Genomic DNA, 19,069 nt, shown 5'->3' with positions numbered 1-19,069 from the left:
TCCATAATCTGACTGGCGAGTTGTATACAACTCTATAGACATTTGTCCTGAGTCTTGCATACAGTGTGCGCATAACAAAAAACCAGGGAACCCCCAATCATGAAAACGCCCCATGTTTCACACCAACGGCCTGAGGATGAAAACCTTGGGATCGGCGCGAATATGGCTTATGGCCTGCAACACGTTCTGACCATGTACGGTGGCATTGTTGCGGTGCCGTTGATTATCGGACAGGCGGCCGGGCTGTCGCCGGCGGACATCGGTTTGTTGATTGCTGCGTCACTGTTTGCAGGGGGCCTGGCAACGTTGCTGCAGACCCTTGGTTTACCGCTTTTTGGCTGCCAGTTGCCGCTGGTCCAGGGCGTCTCGTTTTCCGGCGTCGCGACCATGGTGGCGATTGTCAGCAGCGGCGGGGAGGGCGGATTCCAGTCGATCCTGGGGGCGGTGATTGCCGCGTCGTTGATCGGGTTACTGATAACCCCGGTGTTCTCAAAAATCACCAAGTTCTTCCCGCCTTTGGTCACCGGTATCGTGATTACCACCATCGGCCTGACGTTGATGCCGGTGGCCGCGCGCTGGGCCATGGGCGGCAACAGCCATGCGCCGGACTTCGGCAGCATGCAAAATATCGGGCTGGCGGCGGTGACGCTGCTGTTGGTGCTGGTATTGAGCAAGATCGGCAGTTCGACCATCTCGCGCTTGTCGATCCTGCTGGCCATGGTGATCGGCACGGTCATCGCGGTGGTCTGTGGCATGGCAGACTTCTCGTCCGTGACCCAGGGGCCTATGTTCGGCTTCCCGACGCCGTTCCACTTCGGCATGCCGACCTTCCACGTTGCCGCCATCCTGTCGATGTGCATCGTGATCATGGTGACGCTGGTGGAAACCTCGGCGGACATTCTGGCGGTCGGTGAAATCATCGGCACCAAGGTCGATTCCAAGCGCTTGGGCAACGGTCTGCGTGCGGACATGCTGTCGAGCCTGTTTGCGCCGATTCTCGGTTCGTTCACGCAAAGCGCTTTCGCCCAGAACGTCGGGCTGGTGGCGGTGACCGGGATCAAGAGCCGTTATGTGGTGGCCACTGGCGGTATCTTCCTGGTGATTCTCGGCTTGCTGCCCTTCATGGGGCGGGTCATCGCGGCAGTGCCGACTTCAGTGCTTGGCGGCGCCGGTATCGTGCTGTTCGGTACGGTGGCGGCGAGCGGGATTCGCACGCTGTCGAAGGTTGATTACCGCAACAACGTCAACCTGATCATCGTCGCGACGTCGATCGGTTTCGGCATGATTCCGATTGCTGCGCCGAACTTCTACGATCACTTCCCGAGCTGGTTCGCGACCATTTTCCACTCGGGCATCAGCTCGTCGGCGATCATGGCGATCCTGCTGAACCTGGCGTTCAACCACTTCACCACGGGTAACTCGGATCAACAGTCGGTGTTTGCCGCAGCGGGTACCGAGCGGGTGTTGCGTTACCAGGACCTTGCCGCACTGCGTGAAGGCGATTACTTCAGCGAAGGTAAACTGCGCGATTGCGATGGCAAGGAGATCCCGGTGGTGGAGGTTGACCATGGGCATGGAGAACCGCGACCGGTGCAGGCCAAGACGGGTGAGCATGTCTGAATAATGCAGGAGCTCGCTCCTGCAACAGACTGAAGCCCACAAAAAAGCCCCTGAATCTTTCGATTCAGGGGCTTTGCTATTTGGCTCCACAACCTGGACTCGAACCAGGGACCCAATGATTAACAGTCACTTGCTCTACCAACTGAGCTATCGCGGAATGGCGTGTATGTTACTGATTCAAAAAGAGAAGTCAAGCACCTGTGGTTAAATTCGACAATTCGTCGATACCCGCAGTGGTTTTTCCGGTTTTGGCGGTTACCAGAATCGCAGCAGAGGTCTACCATGGCCGCCCGGAAGTGGTCACACGCGCTACCGGCCATCCGCCGAAAAAGGTACGCGCCATGAAGTCTTCATCCTGCAACCACGAGGTGTTCGCATGAGCATCGCGCAAATCAGCCTGCCAAAAGGCGTCGGTCCCCACGCCGAAAAACTCCTCGACGCAATCACCCAGGCCAGCACCGCCGAAGAATTGAATCGTGCGGGCGGCAAGGCCGAAGGTTTCGTTCTCGGCCTGGAAAGCACCAAGGCCATCAAGAGCCAGGTCGCCGAATCGCTCTACGTCGCTTATGACGATGCGGCCAGCCAGCGGGCCGGCGAACTGGTTTAACCGCCGAAGGTAAAGGTGCCAAGCATCAGCTTGCCATACACCATCGTCACCGCCAGTTGCACCAGCCACAGGGCCAGGCCGCCAAGAAACACCCCGGCGGCCACTTGCAGCACCAGGTTGTTGCCGCGTTTGGCCGCAGGGCGAGGGACGAAATGGTCCAGTTCATCCAGGTCATCGCGCTCGGCGCGCAGGTCATCATTTTTCATCTACGTTCTCGCAGGAATTCAGGCTGTACACAAAGCTGTAGGAGCTGCCGAGTGCAACGAGGCTGCGATCTTTTGATCTTGATTGTAAAAGGGTCAAAAGATCGCAGCCTCGTTGCACTCGGCAGCTCCTACGGTTAGTTGAGATCTGATGCAGTCTAGAGGTTTCGAGCCGCATTCTTCAGACAAATAAAAACGGGAAGCGCTCAGGCTTCCCGTTTCTCATCACGCAATGAAATCAGATGACCTGAACGATCGCGTCCGTCACAGCCTTGATGTTGCTCTGGTTCAACGCAGCCACGCAGATGCGGCCGGTGTCCAGGGCGTAGATGCCGAACTCGTTGCGCAGGCGATGCACCTGTTCAGTGGTCAGGCCGGAGTAGGAGAACATGCCGCGCTGACGGCCGACGAAGCTGAAGTCACGCTGTGGCGCTTTTTGCGCCAGCAGGCTGACCATTTGCTCACGCATGCCGCGAATGCGCAGGCGCATTTCCGCCAGCTCCGCTTCCCACTGCGCGCACAGTTCCGGGCTGTTCAGCACAGCGGCGACGATGCTTGCACCGTGGGTCGGCGGGTTGGAGTAGTTGGTGCGGATCACGCGTTTGACCTGCGACAGTACGCGCGCACTTTCTTCTTTCGATTCGCTGATGATCGACAGGGCACCAACGCGCTCGCCGTACAGCGAGAACGATTTCGAGAACGAGCTCGATACGAAGAAAGTCAGGCCGGATTCAGCAAACAGACGCACAGCGGCGGCGTCTTCGTCGATGCCGTCACCGAAACCCTGGTAAGCCATGTCGAGGAACGGCACGTGACCTTTGGCCTTGACCGCTTCCAGCACGTTGTTCCAGTCCGCCGGGCTCAGGTCCACGCCGGTCGGGTTGTGGCAGCAGGCGTGCAGTACGACGATCGAGCCGGACGGCAGGGCGTTGAGGTCTTCGAGCAGGCCGCTGCGGTTAACGTCGTGGGTCGCGGCGTCGTAGTAGCGATAGTTCTGCACCGGGAAGCCGGCGGTTTCGAACAGCGCGCGGTGGTTTTCCCAGCTTGGGTCACTGATCGCCACGACGGCGTCGGGCAGCAGCTGCTTGAGGAAGTCGGCGCCGATTTTCAGTGCACCAGTGCCGCCGACGGCCTGGGTGGTCAGAACACGGCCAGCGGCGATTAGCGGCGAGTCGTTACCGAACAGCAGCTTTTGCACGGCCTGGTCGTAGGCAGCGATGCCGTCGATCGGCAGGTAGCCACGGGATGCGTGCTGAGCAGCGCGAACGGTTTCGGCTTCGATCACGGCGCGCAGAAGTGGAATTCGCCCCTCTTCGCTGCAGTAAACACCCACGCCCAGGTTGACCTTGTCGGTCCGGGTATCGGCGTTGAATGCTTCGTTGAGGCCCAGGATTGGATCGCGGGGTGCCATTTCGACAGCGGAGAACAGGCTCATTATTACGGCGGCTCTGAATGGATAGTGGAGGGACGTGTGGCGCTCCAGCCGAATGCACTAGAGCGGTGCACAAACGGGGAGCTAGTATAGAGGCCATCTGCGAGCAATGGCGACAGGCGATTCGGCTTTTACCCCAAGTTTTTCCGATTATTTCTCGACCGTTAGTCGATTGGCCGTGTCAGATTCTTTACCCGATGTAGGACGTTTGCCTTGAAAGGTCAGGCAATCGCCACCACATTGAGCACAATCCAGGTTTTTTCTTGCGCGACGTCGGTCGTTTGCGGCTTTTCTCGTTCCAGCCGGTTTAACCTGCAGGCGCGATTCCCTGCTTCGAGAACCCAGAGGTATGCATGTCCGAATTCCAGCTCGTCACCCGCTTCGAACCCGCCGGCGATCAACCGGAAGCCATTCGCCAATTGGTTGAGGGCATCGAAGCCGGTCTGGCGCACCAGACGTTGCTCGGTGTGACCGGCTCGGGCAAAACCTTCAGCATCGCCAATGTCATCTCGCAGATACAGCGCCCGACCCTGGTGCTCGCGCCGAACAAGACCCTCGCCGCGCAACTGTATGGCGAATTCAAGGCATTCTTCCCGAACAACGCCGTCGAGTATTTCGTTTCTTACTACGACTACTATCAGCCCGAAGCGTATGTGCCGTCGTCCGACACCTTCATCGAGAAGGATGCGTCGATCAACGATCACATCGAACAGATGCGTCTATCGGCGACCAAAGCGCTGCTGGAGCGCAAAGACGCGATCATCGTCACCACGGTGTCGTGCATTTACGGTCTCGGTAGTCCGGAAACCTATTTGAAGATGGTGCTGCACGTCGATCGCGGCGACAAACTCGATCAGCGTGCGCTGCTTCGCCGTCTGGCTGACTTGCAGTACACCCGCAATGACATGGATTTTGCCCGCGCGACGTTCCGCGTGCGCGGCGATGTGATCGACATCTACCCGGCGGAATCCGATCTGGAAGCGATCCGCATCGAGCTGTTCGATGACGAGGTCGAGAGCATCTCCGCATTCGATCCGCTGACCGGCGAAGTCATCCGCAAGATGCCGCGCTTCACCTTCTACCCGAAGAGTCACTACGTGACGCCGCGCGAGACCCTGCTCGACGCCATCGAGCACATCAAAGTCGAATTGCAGGAGCGCCTCGAATATCTGCGCAGTAACAACAAACTGGTCGAAGCCCAACGTCTGGAGCAGCGCACCCGTTTCGACCTGGAGATGATCCTCGAACTGGGTTACTGCAACGGCATCGAAAACTACTCGCGCTATCTGTCCGGGCGCCCGGCCGGTGCAGCGCCACCGACGCTTTACGATTACCTGCCGGCCGACGCCTTGCTGGTGATCGACGAATCCCACGTCAGCGTGCCGCAGGTCGGCGCGATGTATAAGGGCGACCGTTCGCGTAAAGAGACGCTGGTCGAATACGGCTTCCGTCTGCCGTCGGCACTGGACAACCGACCGATGCGTTTCGATGAGTGGGAAGGGGTGAGCCCGCAGACCATTTTCGTCTCGGCAACGCCGGGCAACTACGAGGCTGAGCACGCCGGGCGCGTGGTCGAGCAACTGGTGCGTCCGACCGGTCTGGTCGACCCGCAGATTGAAGTCCGCCCGGCGCTGACTCAGGTCGACGATTTGTTGTCGGAAATCTCCAAGCGCGTCGCCATTGAAGAGCGGGTATTGGTCACCACGCTGACCAAGCGCATGGCCGAAGACCTGACCGATTACCTCGCCGACCATGGTGTGCGCGTGCGTTATTTGCACTCGGACATCGATACCGTTGAGCGCGTCGAGATCATCCGCGACCTGCGCCTCGGCACCTTTGACGTGCTGGTCGGGATCAACCTTTTGCGCGAAGGCCTGGACATGCCGGAAGTGTCGCTGGTGGCGATTCTCGATGCGGACAAAGAGGGCTTCCTGCGTTCCGAGCGCTCGTTGATCCAGACCATTGGCCGGGCGGCGCGTAACCTCAATGGTCGGGCGATTCTCTACGCCGATCGCATGACCGGCTCAATGGAGCGGGCGATTGGCGAGACCGAGCGTCGTCGTGACAAGCAGATCGCCTTCAACCTCGAAAACGGCATCACCCCGAAAGGCGTGTTCAAGGACGTCGCCGACATCATGGAAGGCGCCACCGTGCCGGGCTCGCGCAGCAAGAAGCGCAAAGGCATGGCCAAGGCTGCCGAGGAAAACGCCAAGTACGAAGCCGAACTGCGTTCGCCGAGCGAGATCACCAAGCGTATTCGTGCGCTGGAAGAGAAGATGTATCAGCTGGCGCGGGATCTGGAATTTGAAGCGGCGGCGCAGATGCGTGATGAAATCGCCAAATTGCGCGAGCGGCTTTTGGCTGTCTGATCTCTGTTGCCTGATCTGGCCTCTTCGCGAGCAGGCTCGCTCCCACATAGGTATTGTGTCGTTCACAAATCCCCTGTGGGAGCGAGCCTGCTCGCGAATGGCGGCAACGCGTTCTTAATGAGACTCCCCAGCCTTCAGCCCTTGCGGTAATTTCCTGGTCAACAGAATCGCCAGCATACTGATCCCCAGCGCAATCCCGACAAAGTGAAACGCATCGTTGTAGGCCATGATCGCCGCCTGCTGATGGACGATCTCGCTCATCTTGCCCAGCGCCGCCGTGTCACTGCCAAACCGGTCTGTCATCGACGCCATGCGCTCAGCCACCTGCGGGTTGGTCGGTACAATCGCCTCGCGCAAATAATCGAAGTAGGTCTTGGTGCGCGCATCCAGTAGTGTCGCCAGTAGCGCAATGCCGATCGCACCGCCGAGGTTGCGCAGGATGTTGAACAGGCTCGACGCCGACCCCGCATCCTGCGGCAGGATATAAGCGGTGGCGATCAGCGAAATGGTCACCATGATCAACGGCTGCCCCAGCGCCCGAATGATCTGGATCTGATTGAACTGCGGCCCAGCAAAATCCGGGTTGAGCACGCCCGAAGAAAAACTCGCCAAGCCAAATAACCCGAAACCCAAAGTGCACAGCCATTTTGGCGAAATGAACGTCATCAGCTTCGGCACCAGCGGAATCAGAAACAGCTGCGGCACGCCCATCCACATGATCACTTCGCCGATCTGCAAGGCGTTGTAGTTCTGGATCTGCGCCAGATACAGCGGCAGCAGATAGATCGAACCGTACAACCCGACGCCCATGCCGAGGCTGGAAATGCTCGACAGGCCGAAGTTGCGATTACGCAGAATGCCGAGGTTGATCAGCGGATTTGGCTTGGAGATCTGCACGATGACAAAGGTGATCAGGCTCAGCAGGGCAATGCTGCCCAGTGTCACGATCAGGCTCGATTCCAGCCAATCCTTGCGATGCCCTTCTTCGAGAAATACCTGCAAGCAACCGAGGCCGATCCCCAATGTGAGGATGCCGGTGTAGTCGGTGCTCTTGAGCAATTCCCAGTGCGCTGCTTTCTTTTCCAGTCCATACATCAGCCCGGCGATCATGATCAGCCCTGGCGGAATGTTGATGTAGAAGATGTATTCCCAGCCCCAGTTTTCCGTGAGCCAACCGCCCAGCGTCGGGCCGATGGACGGCGCAAACGTCGCGGTCATGGCAAACATCGCCATGCCTTTGGCGCGGTGGTGTTCGGGGAGTTTGATCAGCGTCAGGGTGAACGCCAGCGGGATCAGCGCGCCGCCGGTGAAGCCTTGCATGGCGCGGAAGACGATCATGCTCTCGAGGCTCCAGGCCATCGAGCACAGTAGCGATGACACCAGAAAACCCAGCGACACCCATACCGCCAGTCGCCGCGCCGAGAGCAACTGCACCAGCCAGGCGGTCAGCGGGATCATGATGATTTCCGCGACCAGATAAGAAGTGGAAATCCACGAGCCTTCTTCCAGCGTCGCCGACAGTGCGCCCTGAATATCCTTGAGCGAAGAGTTGGTGATCTGGATGTCGAGCACCGCCATAAAGGCGCCGAGCATCACGCTCATCACCGCGATCCAGTCCCGCCGCGTCGGCTCGCCGACCGGGCGGATCAGTGGGTCACCGGCCATCGTCAGGGGCGTCTTTGATGTTCACTTTGGCGGTGACCGACATCCCCGGACGAATCTTGCCGTGCAGCGGGTTATCCGCGGCGAAGGTCAGTTTGACCGGGATCCGTTGTACGACTTTGGTGAAGTTGCCGGTGGCATTGTCCGGTGGCAGCAGGCTGAATTGCGCCCCGGAGGCAGCAAACAGGCTGTCGACCCGCGCTTCAATCGGCGTATCGCTGTAGGCGTCGAAGGTCAACTCAGCCTTCTGCCCTGGCTGCATGTGGCCGATCTGGGTTTCCTTGAAGTTGGCCTGGATCCAGATGTCCTGGTCCGGCACGATCGACAGCAGGTACGCGCCGGCCTGCACGTATTGGCCGTTGCGCGCGGCGCGCTGGCCGATCAGGCCGTTGATGGGCGCGTGGATCTCGCTGCGGGTCAGGTTCAGCTCGGCCTGGGCCAGATCGGTCCGGGCATTGGCGATCATCGCATCCAGGCGCTTGATTTCGGCGCTCAGGGAGTTGACCTGCTGGCGCTGGCTCTGAGCATCCGCCTGGGCCTTGGTCACTTGGGAGCGGGCAATATGGTTGTCGGCGGAGAGGGTGGTCACCCGTTCTTCTGATACGTAGCCGGGTTTGCGCAAGGTTTCAGCGCGGGACAAATCGATTTGCGAACGGCTGAGGCTGGCCTGGCTGGAGGCCACCTGCGCCTCGCTGGCCGCAATCAGGCTGGCCTGTTGCGTGAGTTTGCTCTGGGCTTGCAGGCGCTCGGCCTGGCGGGTTGCAAGGGCGGCGTTGGCGCGGTCGACGGCCAGGTGGAAATCATCACCTTCGAGTTTGACCAGCAGCTGGCCTTTTTCAACGTGCTGGTTGTCCTGTACCAGAACCTGATCGATGCGCGCACCCAGCTGGCTCGACACGCGAGTGATCTCGCCCTGCACATAGGCGTTGTCGGTGCTCTCGTAAAAGCGCCCTTTGAAAAACCAGTGAGCAAAAAATGCCCCGGCGATGAGCAGGACGAGCAACAGGAAAATAAACAGGCGACGCTTGAGTTGGGCAGGCATGGGCAGACTGTAGTCGAGAAATTGTAAGGAAAGGTATCAGCAGACAAATCTGGCATACAGCCGATAAACGGTAAATGCCGACCGTTGATATTCGGCCATTCACCGGGTGCAAAGCGCGTTACAGACGCAAACTTGGCTTAAATGCCCTGCCTGCTGGAGCGGGGCGGGTGTCGCCTGTTACCATTCGCCGCTTGATTGTTTTGCTTTTCATTCTTTTCGAGACATGCCATGACCACCGTCCGCACTCGCATCGCGCCATCGCCTACCGGGGACCCCCACGTAGGTACCGCTTACATCGCATTGTTCAACTACTGCTTTGCCAAGCAGCATGGTGGTGAGTTCATCCTGCGGATCGAAGACACCGACCAGTTGCGTTCGACCCGCGAGTCCGAGCAGCAGATTTTCGACGCCCTGCGCTGGTTGGGCATCGACTGGAGCGAAGGCCCGGATGTTGGCGGCCCGCACGGTCCATACCGTCAGAGCGAGCGCGGCGACATCTACCAGAAGTATTGCCAGCAACTGGTCGACATGGGCCATGCGTTCCCATGCTTCTGCACTGCTGAAGAATTGGACCAGATGCGCGCCGAGCAAATGGCTCGCGGCGAAACCCCGCGCTACGATGGCCGCGCGCTGCTGCTGTCGAAGGACGAAGTCGCAGCCCGCCTGGCCGCCGGCGAACCGCACGTAATCCGCATGAAAGTGCCGAGCGAAGGCGTCTGCGTGGTGCCGGACATGCTGCGTGGTGACGTCGAGATCCCGTGGGATCGCATGGACATGCAAGTACTGATGAAGACCGACGGTCTGCCGACGTACTTCCTCGCCAACGTGGTCGATGACCATCTGATGGGCATCACCCACGTCCTGCGTGGCGAAGAGTGGCTGCCATCGGCGCCGAAACTGATTCTGCTGTACGAGTACTTTGGCTGGGAGCAACCAGAGCTGTGCTACATGCCGCTGCTGCGTAACCCGGACAAAAGCAAGCTGTCCAAGCGCAAGAACCCTACTTCGGTGACGTTCTATGAGCGCATGGGCTTCATGCCGGAAGCCATGCTCAACTACCTCGGCCGCATGGGCTGGTCGATGCCGGACGAGCGCGAGAAGTTCTCGCTGCAGGAAATGGTCGACAACTTCGACCTCAAACGTGTTTCCCTCGGCGGGCCGATCTTCGACATCGAGAAGCTGTCGTGGCTCAACGGCCAGTGGCTGCGTGATCTGCCCGTGGAAGAGTTCGCCAGCCGTTTGCAGACCTGGGCGCTGAACCCGGAATACATGATGAAGATCGCGCCGCTGGTGCAGGGCCGCGTTGAAACCTTCAGCCAGGTTGCACCGCTGGGTGGGTTCTTCTTCGCCGGAGGCGTCAATCCGGATGCCAAGCTGTTCGAATCGAAGAAGCTTTCGGGTGATCAGGTTCGCCAGTTGATGCAGTTGATCCTGTGGAAGCTGGAAAGCCTGCGTCAGTGGGAGAAGGACAACATCACCGCAACGATTCAGGCAGTGGTTGAATCGCTGGAGCTGAAACTGCGTGACGCGATGCCGCTGATGTTTGCTGCGATCACCGGTCAGGCGAGTTCGGTGTCGGTGCTCGATGCGATGGAGATCCTCGGCCCGGACCTGACCCGTTTCCGTCTGCGTCAGGCGATTGACCTGCTGGGCGGCGTATCGAAGAAAGAAAACAAAGAGTGGGAAAAGCTTCTGGGCAATATCGCCTGATTACGGGCAGCGCCTAAAAGATCGCAGGCTGCGCCAGCTCCTACAGTTGAAATGCAATCCTGTAGGAGCTGCCGAAGACTCGGGCCGCGATCGGACGATTTTTTGATCTGGCTGTTGCCAGTACCCCCATTTTCGGGAGGAGGGCGGTAAGTGGTTGTTATGCCGACAAAAAATTTTGAAAAATTTCAAAAATAAGTTTGACAGGCTTTCGATACGCCCTTAAGATTCGCCCCGTCCTCAGCGATGACATCAACGATGAGGGGCTATAGCTCAGCTGGGAGAGCGCCTGCATGGCATGCAGGAGGTCAACGGTTCGATCCCGTTTAGCTCCACCAATTTTACACTTCGAGGTCTGGCCACACCGGCCTTGAAGCGATCAACACTCAGTGTTGGTCTGTTGTATAGAAGGGTTTGCGTCCCCTTCGTCTAGTGGCCTAGGACACCGCCCTTTCACGGCGGTAACAGGGGTTCGAGTCCCCTAGGGGACGCCAGTTTTACAGAAGTGATGTTGCAAAATGTCACTCCGCCGCGAGGCGATAAATCGGGGCTTTAGCTCAGCTGGGAGAGCGCCTGCATGGCATGCAGGAGGTCAGCGGTTCGATCCCGCTAAGCTCCACCAATTTTACAAGTTCAAGGTCTGGCCACACCGGCCTTGAATCGATCAGCTCTCAGCACTGATCAGTTGTATAGAAGGTTTGTGTCCCCTTCGTCTAGTGGCCTAGGACACCGCCCTTTCACGGCGGTAACAGGGGTTCGAGTCCCCTAGGGGACGCCACGATTACCCGCTCTGCGGGATTTTATAAGGGTCATTCAATTATTGAATGGCCCTTTTGTTTGTCTGGCGTTTGGCCAATTCTCCTTTTTCCTTACACTGTGCTTCAGACCAGCGGTCATATTCTTGACTTGCAGAATATTATTATGCGAATAATATTCTAGTCGTAATATTCGGAGGCAACGATGAACGATAAAAAAGCTCAAACCCGCGAACGCATCCTCAAGGCTGCCAGCGCCGCACTGATCCAGCGTGGCCCGGCCGACCCGAGCGTGGGCGAAGTGATGGGCGCAGCCGGCCTGACGGTTGGCGGTTTTTATGCGCACTTCGAAAGCAAGGACGCAATGATGCTGGAAGCGTTCAAACAGCTGCTGGGTCGCCGTCGCGACCTGATTGCCGACATGGACACCGAACTGACCGGCGAAGAGCGTCGCGCCTTGGTCGCCGCGTTCTACCTGTCGCGCAAACACCGTGATTCGTCTGACTCCGCGTGCCCAATCCCCGCGTCCGTCGGCGAGTTGGGCCGGCTGCCCGACGAATTTCGGGTGGCCTTGAACGAGCACCTGGAACTGATGATTGCGCAGTTGGCGTCCAGCCCTGAAGACACCGACAAAGCCCTGGCCGACGTGGCCTTGATGGTGGGTGGTCTGGCACTCGCGAGAGCGCTTGGCCCTGGAGATTTGTCCGATCGATTGCTGCGCGCTGCCAAGTCGGCCGTGCGTTGACCTGAAGGCAGCAGGCCTGAGGAGAGAGCGATGAACACGTTGAAGTGGGTTCGTGGCGTTAACGGCACCTTGGGCTGGATTGCACCGAAACGCGTGGCGAGCAAAATGCGTGTGGCGTTCATGACGCCGCGGTCGCTACCTCTGCGGGATTGGGAGTTGCCGTTGCTGGCCAATTCCGAACGGATCACATTGCGCTTCGGCCTTTCAGCGTTGCGCTGGGGTCAAGGCCCGACGGTGCTGCTGATGCACGGTTGGGAAGGGCGCCCAACCCAGTTCGCCAGCCTGATCAACGCACTGGTGGACGCCGGCTACACCGTGGTCGCGCTCGATGGTCCGGCCCACGGCCGTTCGCCGGGGCGTGAAGCCAATGTCGTATTGTTCGCTCGGGCGATGCTCGAAGCCGCTGCCGAGCTACCGCCGCTGCAAGCGGTCATCGGTCACTCCATGGGCGGCGCCAGCGCCATGCTCGCCGTGCAATTGGGCTTGCGCACGGAAACCCTCGTCAGCATTGCCGCCCCTGCGCGAATCCTCGGCGTATTGCGTGGGTTTGCCCGCTACGTGGGCATGCCGCCGAGAGCGCGTTCCGCGTTCATTCGTCAGGTCGAGCAGGATGTCGGCATGCGCGCCGCCACCCTCGATGTCGCCCACTATCAATTGGATATGCCCGGCCTGATCGTACATGCCGAGGACGACAACTTTGTCTCGGTCAAAGAGTCGCAACTGATCCACGAAGCCTGGTTCGACAGCCGTTTGCTGCGGCTGGAAGGTGGTGGTCATCAGCGTGTGCTGGCCGACCCGCGGGTGATTGATGGTGTGTTATCACTGCTGGCCGGCCGCAGCCTCCAGGCGCGCCAATCGGCGTGAGCTCCGTTACACTGCCCTGGTTGAAATAATTTGACCGGGAGTGGGGCATGGGCTGGGATCGGGCAACGCCGTTTACCATTGATCTGCAAGTAGGCGCCGAGGACATCGACGGGCTGGGCCACGCGAACAACGCGGTCTACGTCACCTGGCTCGAACGCTGCGCCTGGCGGCATTCGCAGCGTCTGGGACTGGATCTGGTCGAGTACCGGCGTCTGGATCGGGCGATGGCGGTGGTGCGCCACGAAATCGATTATCTGGCGGCCGCCTATGAGGGGGACGAGTTGCAATTGGCGACCTGGATCGTCGATTGGGATCAGCGTCTGAGGATGACCCGGCATTTCCAGCTCAAACGCCCGAGCGACAACACCACGCTGCTCCGTGCGCAAACCACCTTCGTCTGCATCGAGCTGTCCACGGGCAAGCCCAAGCGCATGCCCGCCGAATTCATCGACGGCTACGGCCCGGCGTTGCAAGTCGCGATCTAAGCGACCCCTTCGCGGGCAAGCCACGCTCCCACAGGTCTTGGGTCGTTCATCTTTTGTGTGAACGACGCAAGACCTGTGGGAGCGCGGCTTGCCCGCGAAAGCGTCGCCACAATCAACACCGTCCGGCCCGACGAAATACCTTCTCTCAGCCGAAACCAGTAAACTGCCGCACGTTTTTCTTTAAGTAGTGTTTCCCCATGCAAATTGCTCTGGCGCCCATGGAAGGGTTGGTCGACGACATCCTGCGCGACGTGTTGACCCGCGTTGGCGGCATCGATTGGTGCGTGACCGAATTCATCCGGGTCAACGATCAATTGCTCACGCCAGCATACTTCCACAAGTTCGGCCCGGAACTGCTCAACGGCGCTCGCACGGCGTCGGGCGTGCCATTGCGTGTGCAACTACTCGGTTCCGACCCGGTGTGCCTGGCGGAAAACGCAGCGCTGGCCTGCGAACTCGGTTCTGAGGTAATCGACCTCAACTTCGGCTGCCCGGCCAAGACCGTGAACAAGTCCCGTGGCGGCGCGGTACTGCTTAAAGAGCCCGAACTGCTCAACCAGATCGTCGAGCACGTGCGCCGCGCTGTGCCTGCGCACATTCCCGTCACCGCGAAGATGCGCCTCGGTTTCGACAGCCCGGACGGCTCGCTCGTCTGCGCCACGGCATTGGCCGAAGGTGGCGCCGAACACATCGTGGTTCACGCCCGAACCAAAATGGACGGTTACAAACCACCAGCGCATTGGGAGTGGATTCCGCGCGTGCAAGAAGTGGTCAAGGTGCCGGTGTTTGCCAACGGTGATATCTGGAGCGTCGAAGACTGGCGCCGTTGCCGGGAAATCAGCGGCGTCGAAGACATCATGCTCGGTCGTGGCCTGGTCTCGCGCCCGGATCTGGCCAAACAGATCGCTGCCGCACGCGCTGGCGAAGAAGTCGTCGAAATGACCTGGGCCGAGCTGATGCCGCTGATCCAGGACTTCTGGTTACAGGCCAAAGCGCAGATGACTGCGCGCCAATCCCCTGGCCGTTTGAAGCAATGGCTGGCAATGCTGACGCGCAATTATCCCGAAGCCACCGAGCTGTTCACCGTCTTGCGTCGTGAGACGGAACCGGATCATGTCTCGCGTTTGCTCGGTCTGCCGGTCGTTGAAGCGGCGTGAAAAAAATCTGCAAATAATCTCTTGAAATCAAATCGGCGGTCCCTATTTAAGGGTTACGCGATGCCGAATTCGGGTCGCGGATACACAAAACCTTGCTGATTGTTTTCAGGAGATTTGAACCATGAGTACTGCATTTTCCCTCGCACCACTGTTCCGTTCCTCGGTAGGCTTCGACCGTTTCAACGACCTGTTCGAAACCGCCCTGCGTAATGAGCCAGGCAGCACCTATCCGCCCTACAACGTGGAAAAACACGGTGACGACCAATACCGCATTGTGGTCGCCGCAGCCGGTTTCCAGGAAGAAGACCTGGACCTGCAAGTCGAGAAGGGTGTGCTGACCATCAGTGGTGGCAAGCGTGATGCCAACGAAGGCGTGACCTTCCTGCACCAGGGCATCGCCCAGCGTGCATTCAAGTTGTCCTTCCGCCTGGCGGATCACATCGAAATCAAGGCCGCTGACCTGCGTAACGGGTTACTGAGCATTGATTTGCTGCGGGTGATTCCGGAGGAGGCGAAAGCCAAACGCATCCCGATCAACGGGATGGAACAGCCGGCTTTGCAGCACTAAGGCCGAGCAGTGAAAAGGGCGCCATTGGCGCCCTTTTTTATGCGCGTTCAGCGGCTATTGCAGGAGTTTTTGGAAGGCTTCCACCGGCAACGGCCGGCTGTGCAGATACCCTTGGTAAAAATAACACCCCAGTCCCTGCAGAAATTCCAGCTGCTCCAGGGTTTCCACCCCTCGGCGATCACCTTCAACCCCAGGCTGCGCGCCATGGCGACGATGGCACGGATGATTTCCGCATCGTTCGGGTCGGTGGTGGCGTCGCGGATAAACGATTGATCGATTTTCAGGGTGTCGACCGGCAGGCGCTTGAGATAAGTCAGCGACGAATAACCGGTGCCGAAATCGTCCATGGCAAAGCTTACGCCGAGCTTTTTCAGGCGACGCATTTTGCTGATGGTGTCTTCCAGATTCTGGATGACGATGCCTTCGGTGATTTCCAGTTTCAGCAGCGAGCAGGGCAGCCCGTGGCTGACCATGCTGTGTTCGATGCGTTCGACAAAGTCGTTCTGGCGGAACTGTCGCGGGCTGATGTTCACGCAGAGGCTGAAATTGAGCGGGTCGATCAGGTGTTCGGCGATCAGTTGTTTGAAGGCATCGCAGGCTTCGTCGAGGATCCACGTGCCGACTTCGAGAATCAACCCGCTGTCCTCCAGCACTTTGATGAACTCGGTGGGTGATTGCGCGCCGAGTTCCGGGTGATTCCAGCGCACCAAGGCTTCGGCGCCGATGATGCGGTTGTCGCGGGCATCGATCTGCGGCTGGAAATGCACGTTGAACTCACCACGCGACAACGCCAGGCGCAAGTCGGTCTCCATGCGCAGCCGTTCGCTGGCCGCCTTCTGCATGGTGTTGTGGTACATCGTCGTGGTGTTGCGCCCGGAATCCTTGGCGCGGTAGAGGGCAATGTCGGCACGTTTGAGCAGGTCGGTCGGGGTCGAGCCGTGATCAGGGATCAGCGCCACGCCGATGCTCGGCGTTACTTGCAGGCGCTGGCCGTCGAGGAACATCGGCTCCGACAACAGTTCGCGAAGGGTGTCGGCCAGATTGCGCACTTGCAGACTGACTTCGTTGCGCGACCCTTCGAGGCCGCTGAGCAACACCACGAACTCATCACCACCCAGGCGCGCGACCGTATCCTCCATGCGCACGCTGGCTTCGAGTCGTGCGGTGATAATCTTCAGCACCGTATCGCCGACCGGATGGCCGAGAGAGTCGTTGATGTGCTTGAAGTGATCCAGATCGAGAAACAACAAAGCGCCGCGCAGATTGTGGCGTTTGAGCAAGGCGATCTGCTGACTCAAGCGATCCATCAGCAGGGCACGATTGGGCAGATTGGTCAGCGGATCGTGGTAAGCCAGATGACGGATCTGTGCTTCGGCGTTTTTCAGCAGGCTGACATCGCGAGCGGTGAGTAGCAGGCACGCGGTTTCATTCAGGGTGATCGGTTCGATCGAGACCTCTACGGTCAGCAATTCCCCGCGCTTGTTGCGCCCGAGCATTTCCTGATGGTGCACGCGGCCCTTTATCTGCAGCTCGGCCAACAACGCCGAACGCTGTTTTTCCTCGGCCCAGATGCCCACCTGATACACGGTTTTGCCAACCACTTCGTCGGCGCGATAGCCGGTGAGGCGACAGAAACCGTCGTTGACCTCCAGATAGCGCCCGGTGTCGCGCTCGGTGATGGTGATCGCGTCGGGACTGGAGTGAAACGCCTTGGCGAATTTCTCTTCGCTGGCCTTGAGTGCCGCTTCCGAGCGTTGCTGCTGGGTGATGTCGCGCAGGGTGGTGACCACGCAGGGATGATCGCCGACGCTGATCTGCCGGCTGGAAATCACGCAGGTCAGCGATTGACCGTCCTTGTGCTGAACGATGATTGCGACATTGCTCAGGCCTTGTTCGCGGATTACCCGTTCGATGCGTTGCAGACTTTTTGCCGAGGCATCCCACAGGCCGATTTCCTCGGCGGTGTGGCCAATCACGTCAGCGGCGCTCCAGCCGAAGGTCTGGCTGAAACTCGAGTTGATCTCGATAAATTCGCCGCTGTCCTGGCGCGTCACGCAGATCGGGTCGGGGCTGACCTGGAACAGCGTGGCGAACTTCTCTTCCGACGCGACCAGGCGCTGTTCGCGCTCAACCTGGTCGGTAATGTCCAGCAACGTACCGGCCATGCGCAGTGGCGCGCCGTTGTCGTCACGATAGAGGCGGGCGCGGCTTTCCAGATAGCGTGAGCTACCGTCCGGCAGTTGTACGCGATAAGTCAGTTGGTAATTGCCCGCCGGGCCTTCGCGCAGGCTGCGATAGGCGTCGCGCATGCTGTCGCGTTCCTCGCCGGGCACCCCTTCAAAAAACGCATCGAATGATTCATGGAAGGGTTTCGCGTCCAGGCCGTGCAATTGCGCGGCTCGCGCCGAGCCGTAGAGCATGCCGCTGGGAATGTGCCAGTCCCAAGTGCCCAGTTGCGCCGAATCCAGCGCCAGGTCGAGACGTTCCTGGCTGTCCTTTAATGCATGTTCGGCGACTTTGCGTTCGGTGGTGTCGAGGAAGGTGCTCAACAAGTACGGCTGGCCTTCGAGTTCAACCTTTTGGGCGCTGAGAATACCGTCGTGAATCTGGCCGTTGCTCGCGCGAAACTGCACTTCCATGCTGATCAGTTCGCCCTTGGCCTTGGTTTTCCTGACCAGTTCGGCACGTTGCTCGGGGTGCACCCAAAGGCCCAGCTCCAGCGTGGTGCGGCCAATGGCGCTTTGCACCGGCCAACCGAACAGGCTTTCGAAATATTGATTGGCCTCGCTGATCAGGCCGTCTTCCTGGCGGGTCAGCAGAACCATGTTCGGACACAGATGAAACAGTGTGGCGAAACGTTTCTCCGAACTGCTCAGGGCTTGTTCACGTTGGCGCTGGTGGGTGATTTCGCGAATCACCCCGATCATTCGGGGGCGGCCGTTTTTATCCGGCAACAAGCTGCCACTGATCTCCAGCCAGTGCAGGCTGCCGTCGGGCCACCGGATGCGGTGGTGCATTGCCTGTTCCAGCGGCGCACCGGCAATCACCGCGTGGAAAGCCCGAACGGTCTTGGCGCGGTCTTCCGGGGGCAGCAGATCAAGGTATTCGAGGTCTGCCGGCAACGGCTGCCGTGGATCGAAGCCGAACAAGGCCTGGGTGCCGCGCGACCAACTGATCTGCCCACGCTCGATGTCCCAGTACCAGGCGCCGAGCCGGGCACCGTTGAGGGCCGCCAGCAACTGTGGCGCGCTTTCCCAACTTTGCTCGGACCGTTTGGGGTCCAGCGCCTGGATACGCGGCATCGGCGGAATACGGTCAACAGATTTCGGCATTGGCAAGCCTTGGACTGAATTGGGCGTTAGGCGCTGGGTCTCGCGGCACTATAGGAGTAGCACAAGTTAGCCATGTGTCCCTGGCTGATCGATTTGTGCGTCCAGCAAAGCCATGAAAGCCCGTGCCGCGTTCGACAGCGTCCGTTCTGTGTGCAGGATATAGCCTAGCTGGCGAGTGAGCTGTATGCCCGGCAAAGGGATGCTTGCCACCTGCTCATCAAGCATGGTGCGCGGCAACACGCTCCAGGCCAGGCCGATGGACACCATCATCTTGATGGTTTCCAGGTAGTTGGTGCTCATGGCGATGTTAGGTGTCAGGCCCTGGGCCTCGAACAAACGCTGCACAATATGGTGTGTAAAAGTGTTGCCGCCGGGGAAAACTGCCGGATGACCGGCAATGTCCGCCAGACTGACGGCACCGTTGTTGATCAGCGAATGCTCCGGGGCGACCACAAAATCCAGCGGGTCGTCCCACACCGGCGTAGCTTTGACCAACGCGTGAGGCTCCGGCGCGAGGGTGA

At 59.4% G+C, this 19,069-nt stretch carries 15 protein-coding genes and 5 tRNA genes; 13 read left to right on the top strand and 7 right to left on the bottom strand.

Annotated elements, in window-relative coordinates:
* Window positions 1–99 precede the first annotated feature (99 nt).
* Window positions 100–1,620 carry a nucleobase:cation symporter-2 family protein gene (locus JFT80_RS04340; protein WP_201147040.1) on the top strand — a complete coding sequence of 507 codons (1,521 nt, stop codon included), beginning with the start codon at window positions 100–102 and terminating at the stop codon, window positions 1,618–1,620.
* 81 nt (window positions 1,621–1,701) lie between these two features.
* On the opposite strand, the gene JFT80_RS04335 is transcribed toward JFT80_RS04340, so the two are convergent.
* Window positions 1,702–1,777: transfer RNA gene (locus JFT80_RS04335), tRNA-Asn, on the bottom strand.
* Window positions 1,778–1,996: 219 nt separating this feature from the next.
* Between JFT80_RS04335 and JFT80_RS04330 the strand changes: the two genes are divergently transcribed.
* On the top strand, window positions 1,997–2,227 hold the full coding sequence (locus tag JFT80_RS04330) for a hypothetical protein (RefSeq protein ID WP_201147039.1): 231 nt from the start codon (window positions 1,997–1,999) through the stop codon (window positions 2,225–2,227).
* Here the strand turns inward: JFT80_RS04330 and JFT80_RS04325 are convergent.
* Together JFT80_RS04325 and JFT80_RS04320 are read right to left on the bottom strand one after the other, a co-directional pair.
* Entirely contained in the window at window positions 2,224–2,433 is a 210-nt protein-coding gene (locus tag JFT80_RS04325; protein WP_045057781.1) for a hypothetical protein, read from the bottom strand. The genes JFT80_RS04330 and JFT80_RS04325 overlap by 4 nt on opposite strands.
* A 235-nt stretch (window positions 2,434–2,668) precedes the next feature.
* Window positions 2,669–3,865, bottom strand: a complete 1,197-nt coding sequence (locus JFT80_RS04320) for an amino acid aminotransferase (protein ID WP_201147038.1) — start codon at window positions 3,863–3,865, stop codon at window positions 2,669–2,671.
* A gap of 350 nt (window positions 3,866–4,215) precedes the next feature.
* On the opposite strand from JFT80_RS04320, the gene uvrB reads away from it, so the two are divergent.
* On the top strand, window positions 4,216–6,231 hold the full coding sequence (uvrB, locus tag JFT80_RS04315; RefSeq protein WP_008083013.1) for an excinuclease ABC subunit UvrB: 2,016 nt from the start codon (window positions 4,216–4,218) through the stop codon (window positions 6,229–6,231).
* A gap of 114 nt (window positions 6,232–6,345) precedes the next feature.
* On the opposite strand, the gene JFT80_RS04310 is transcribed toward uvrB, so the two are convergent.
* Together JFT80_RS04310 and JFT80_RS04305 are read right to left on the bottom strand one after the other, a co-directional pair.
* Complete coding sequence (locus JFT80_RS04310) at window positions 6,346–7,836, bottom strand: MDR family MFS transporter (protein WP_201147041.1); 1,491 nt, start codon at window positions 7,834–7,836, stop codon at window positions 6,346–6,348.
* A 49-nt stretch (window positions 7,837–7,885) separates the two neighbouring features.
* Window positions 7,886–8,935 carry an HlyD family secretion protein gene (locus JFT80_RS04305; RefSeq protein WP_201147037.1) on the bottom strand — a complete coding sequence of 350 codons (1,050 nt, stop codon included), beginning with the start codon at window positions 8,933–8,935 and terminating at the stop codon, window positions 7,886–7,888.
* A gap of 228 nt (window positions 8,936–9,163) precedes the next feature.
* Between JFT80_RS04305 and gltX the strand changes: the two genes are divergently transcribed.
* The 10 genes from gltX to JFT80_RS04255 all read left to right on the top strand — a co-directional run bounded on the left by gltX (window position 9,164) and on the right by JFT80_RS04255 (window position 15,216).
* Window positions 9,164–10,645, top strand: a complete 1,482-nt coding sequence (gltX, locus tag JFT80_RS04300; RefSeq protein ID WP_201147036.1) for a glutamate--tRNA ligase — start codon at window positions 9,164–9,166, stop codon at window positions 10,643–10,645.
* Window positions 10,646–10,904: 259 nt separating this feature from the next.
* Window positions 10,905–10,980 (top strand) — tRNA-Ala (locus tag JFT80_RS04295).
* Between the two features lie 80 nt (window positions 10,981–11,060).
* Window positions 11,061–11,136, top strand: a tRNA-Glu gene (locus JFT80_RS04290).
* Window positions 11,137–11,188: 52 nt separating this feature from the next.
* Window positions 11,189–11,264 (top strand) — tRNA-Ala (locus tag JFT80_RS04285).
* 80 nt (window positions 11,265–11,344) lie between these two features.
* Window positions 11,345–11,420 (top strand) — tRNA-Glu (locus JFT80_RS04280).
* A 182-nt stretch (window positions 11,421–11,602) separates the two neighbouring features.
* A complete protein-coding gene (locus JFT80_RS04275) occupies window positions 11,603–12,142 on the top strand; it encodes a TetR/AcrR family transcriptional regulator (protein WP_201147035.1) in 540 nt (179 codons plus the stop codon).
* A 30-nt stretch (window positions 12,143–12,172) separates the two neighbouring features.
* Window positions 12,173–13,006 (top strand): alpha/beta fold hydrolase, encoded by an 834-nt coding sequence (locus JFT80_RS04270; protein ID WP_201147034.1) that lies wholly within the window; start codon window positions 12,173–12,175, stop codon window positions 13,004–13,006.
* A 47-nt stretch (window positions 13,007–13,053) separates the two neighbouring features.
* Window positions 13,054–13,491, top strand: a complete 438-nt coding sequence (locus tag JFT80_RS04265) for a thioesterase family protein (RefSeq protein WP_201147033.1) — start codon at window positions 13,054–13,056, stop codon at window positions 13,489–13,491.
* Between the two features lie 197 nt (window positions 13,492–13,688).
* The gene (locus tag JFT80_RS04260; RefSeq protein WP_201147032.1) at window positions 13,689–14,648 is read left to right on the top strand and encodes a tRNA-dihydrouridine synthase; all 960 of its coding nucleotides are present in this window, start codon (window positions 13,689–13,691) and stop codon (window positions 14,646–14,648) included.
* Window positions 14,649–14,769: 121 nt separating this feature from the next.
* Window positions 14,770–15,216, top strand: a complete 447-nt coding sequence (locus tag JFT80_RS04255) for an Hsp20 family protein (protein ID WP_201147031.1) — start codon at window positions 14,770–14,772, stop codon at window positions 15,214–15,216.
* A 47-nt stretch (window positions 15,217–15,263) separates the two neighbouring features.
* On the opposite strand, the gene JFT80_RS04250 is transcribed toward JFT80_RS04255, so the two are convergent.
* A complete protein-coding gene (locus tag JFT80_RS04250; protein ID WP_242482785.1) occupies window positions 15,264–18,548 on the bottom strand; it encodes a PAS domain S-box protein in 3,285 nt (1,094 codons plus the stop codon).
* A 66-nt stretch (window positions 18,549–18,614) separates the two neighbouring features.
* On the bottom strand, window positions 18,615–19,069 hold a 455-nt coding region (locus JFT80_RS04245), incomplete at its 5' end, for a LysR family transcriptional regulator substrate-binding protein (RefSeq protein WP_201147030.1).

This window comes from Pseudomonas sp. TH10, from assembly GCF_016651255.1.
Lineage (GTDB): Bacteria > Pseudomonadota > Gammaproteobacteria > Pseudomonadales > Pseudomonadaceae > Aquipseudomonas.
The sequence above is the reverse complement of the archived record's forward strand: the minus strand, read 5'-3'. Positions and strand labels throughout refer to the sequence as shown.